Annotated in this window: 3 protein-coding genes; 1 reads left to right on the forward strand and 2 read right to left on the reverse strand. The window is 64.3% G+C overall.

All coding sequences use genetic code 11. From position 1 onward, the window contains the following. On the reverse strand, positions 1 to 223 hold a 223-nt coding region (locus EOA29_RS31365), incomplete at its 3' end, for an ATP-binding protein (RefSeq protein WP_189479042.1). Between the two features lie 45 nt (positions 224 to 268). After that, positions 269 to 1,171, reverse strand: a complete 903-nt coding sequence (locus tag EOA29_RS31370) for a LysR substrate-binding domain-containing protein (RefSeq protein WP_126094348.1) — start codon at positions 1,169 to 1,171, stop codon at positions 269 to 271. Between the two features lie 90 nt (positions 1,172 to 1,261). On the opposite strand from EOA29_RS31370, the gene EOA29_RS31375 reads away from it, so the two are divergent. Next, a complete protein-coding gene (locus tag EOA29_RS31375) occupies positions 1,262 to 2,812 on the forward strand; it encodes a trimethylamine methyltransferase family protein (RefSeq protein WP_126094347.1) in 1,551 nt (516 codons plus the stop codon). Positions 2,813 to 2,903: the final 91 nt, after the last annotated feature.

Genomic DNA, 2,903 nt, shown 5'->3' on the forward strand with positions numbered 1-2,903 from the left:
GGCGGGCAACCGCCAGCGCCAATTCCCGTTCTGGAATGCCCGAGCCATCGTCGGTGACGCGGATGAGGGAGAGCCCGCCGCCGGCGGTGACGATCTCGACTCGGCCCGCACCGGCGTCGAGCGCGTTCTCGACCAGCTCCTTCACCACGCTTGCCGGACGCTCGATCACCTCGCCGGCGGCGATCTGGTTGATCATCGTTTCGGAAAGCTGGCGGATGGGCATGCGGTGATTATAGGCGGATTCGATTGGCGTGGGGGAGGGGCAACTTCACGCCTGCGCCACCAGCCAGTCCCTGACCTTGAGTGCATTGTCGCTGAGCTCCCGGTTCTTCGACCAAATGACGTAGAACGCGGTGCCGGTCCTCAGCACGTGATTCGTCACCGGGACCAGCAGGCCGGACGCCACCAGCCGCTCGACGAGATGGCGCCAGCCGAGCGCGATGCCTTGTCCCTCCATGACCGCTTGGATGACAAGGGCGTAATCGTTGATGCGCAGGCCGCGTTCGGCATTGCGCAGACTGGTTCCGGCGGACGCGAACCATTCGTCCCAGTTCGCCGCCTCGCGGTACGGCTCCTCGAGATGGATGAGCCGGTGCGTTGCCAGTTCCACGACGGTCCTCGGCATGCCGAACTTCGCCAGATAGTTGGGACCCGCGACCGGGAAGATCTCCTCGTCGGCCAAAGGCAGCGAATGATAGTCCGCCCATTGCCGGGGAACGCCGCCGCGCACGGCGAGCGGGATGCCTTCGGCGATGATGTCGAGATCGCGGTCCGCGGTCTGGATGCGTAGATCGATGCCAGGCAGTTCGTCGCGGAACTGCTGCAGGCGCGGCATCATCCAGAAGGAGCCGAAGGCGGTCGAGGCGGCAACCGTCACGTGGCCGCCCGTGACCTGCAAGCGAAGATCCTCCGCCGACTTGCGGATATGGGATAAGCCAAGCGACACATCGGCATGGAAGCGTTCGCCGGCTTCCGTCAGGCTGACCTGCCGGTGGCGGCGCTGGAAGAGCTTGGCGCCGAGCTGTTCCTCCAGTCCGCGCACCGCATAGGAAACGGCCGCCTGCGTCATGCCGAGCTCGCGGCCGGCGGCGGTGAAGCTCGACAGCCGGCCCGCCGCCTCGAAGACGATCAGGCTGCCGGCCGAGGGCAGGAGGTGGCGTAGGCTTCGCATAAGCGCAGCTTATACAAGAGATCAGGATTTTCCAGCGTCACAGTCATATTTCGTCTCGCTAACTTGGCTGGGCGGGAAGTAGGAGGCTCCATGAACGCACCGGCCGTTGAAATGACCGAACCGGCCCACCGTCGCGGTGGCGGTCGGCTGGGACGCAAGGCGCTGAGAAGCGCGCCGATAGCGTCGTTCCCGACCCTTGTCCGGCAGATTCCGGTTTACGAGATCGTGCCGGACGAGGCAGTCGAGTTGATCCACGAGGAATCGCTCAAGATCCTCGAGGAGGTGGGCTGCGAATTCCGCGACGACGAGGCGATCGCGCTTTGGAAGGCGGCTGGCGCCGATGTGACCGAGACGCGCGTCCGTATCGACCGCGCATTGCTGATGGAACTCGTCTCGAAGGTTCCGCCGGAGTTCACCCTCAACGCGCGCAACCCCGAGCGCACGGTCCGCGTCGGCGGCAAGAACTCGATCTTCGTGCCGATGTATGGCGCGCCCTACGTGCGCGACCTCGACAACAAGCGGCGCTACGGCACGCTTGCCGATCTCAACAATTTCCACAAGCTCGCCTACATGGCGCCGGCACTGCATTCGTCGAGCTCGATCATCTGCGAGCCCATGGAAATCCCGGTGCCGAAGCGCCACCTCCACATCATCCATTCGGCGCTGAAGCACTCCGACAAGCCGTTCATGGGCATCGTCACGTCGAAGGAGCGGGCCGAGGACACGATGGCGATGGCTGGCATCGTCTTCGGCGAGGAGTTCGTGCGGGACAACCCGGTGCTGGTGTCGATCACCAACTGCAATTCGCCGCTGGTGTGGGACGCCACCATGCTCGACGCGATGAGGGTCTATGCGCGCCACAACCAGCCGCTGATCCTGGCGCCCTTCGCGCTGTGCGGCGCCTCGACCTCGGCCTCCGCCGTCGGCGCGGTCGCGCAGGTCAATGCCGAGGCGCTTGCCGGGGTGGCCTTCACCCAGCTTATCCGCCCCGGCTCGCCGCAGATCTACGGCCAGTTCATGGTCACCGTCGACATGAAGACCGGCGCTCCGATGGGCGGCACGCCGGAAGCCGCGCAGATGATGTATCTGATGGGCGCGCTGGCCAGGAAATACAAACTGCCGTGGCGCACCTCCGGCTTCCATGTCGGCTCCAAGCTCAACGACGCCCAGGCCGGCTACGAGGCGAACATGCTGATGCATGCCGCGATCCTCGCCGGCGCCAACTACATCTGGCACTCGGCCGGTTGGCTGGAGGCCGGCCTCACCTGCGGCTATTCGAAATTCGCCACCGACTGCGAGCAGCTCGTCGGCTGGTACAAATATGCCGGCGGCATTCCGTTCGACGATTTCAAGGAAGCGATGGCGGCGATCCGCGAGGTCGGTCCGCAAGGCCATTTCCTCGGAACGCAGCACACGCTCGAGCATTTCGAGAAGGCCTTCTTCATGCCGACCATCATGGACTTCAACTCTTTCGAACAATGGACAGCCGAGGGCGCGAAGGATCATGATACGCGCGGCCGTGAAAAGGCGCGCAACATGCTCGCCGACTATCAGGAGCCGAGGCTCGACGAGGGCGTCGCCGAAGGTCTCAAGGATTTGATCGCGCGGCGCGAGGAAAAGCTGCCTGATAGCGTTAGTTGACAGAGAACGGGCGAAGACCCGCCGGAACCAATGGGAGAAAGACAATGACGATTTTCAGAAGCAACAGCGATCGAGTCCCCGCCGCCATCGC

The sequence above is a fragment of the Mesorhizobium sp. M1E.F.Ca.ET.063.01.1.1 genome (assembly GCF_003998155.1).
Classification (GTDB): Bacteria; Pseudomonadota; Alphaproteobacteria; order Rhizobiales; family Rhizobiaceae; genus Mesorhizobium.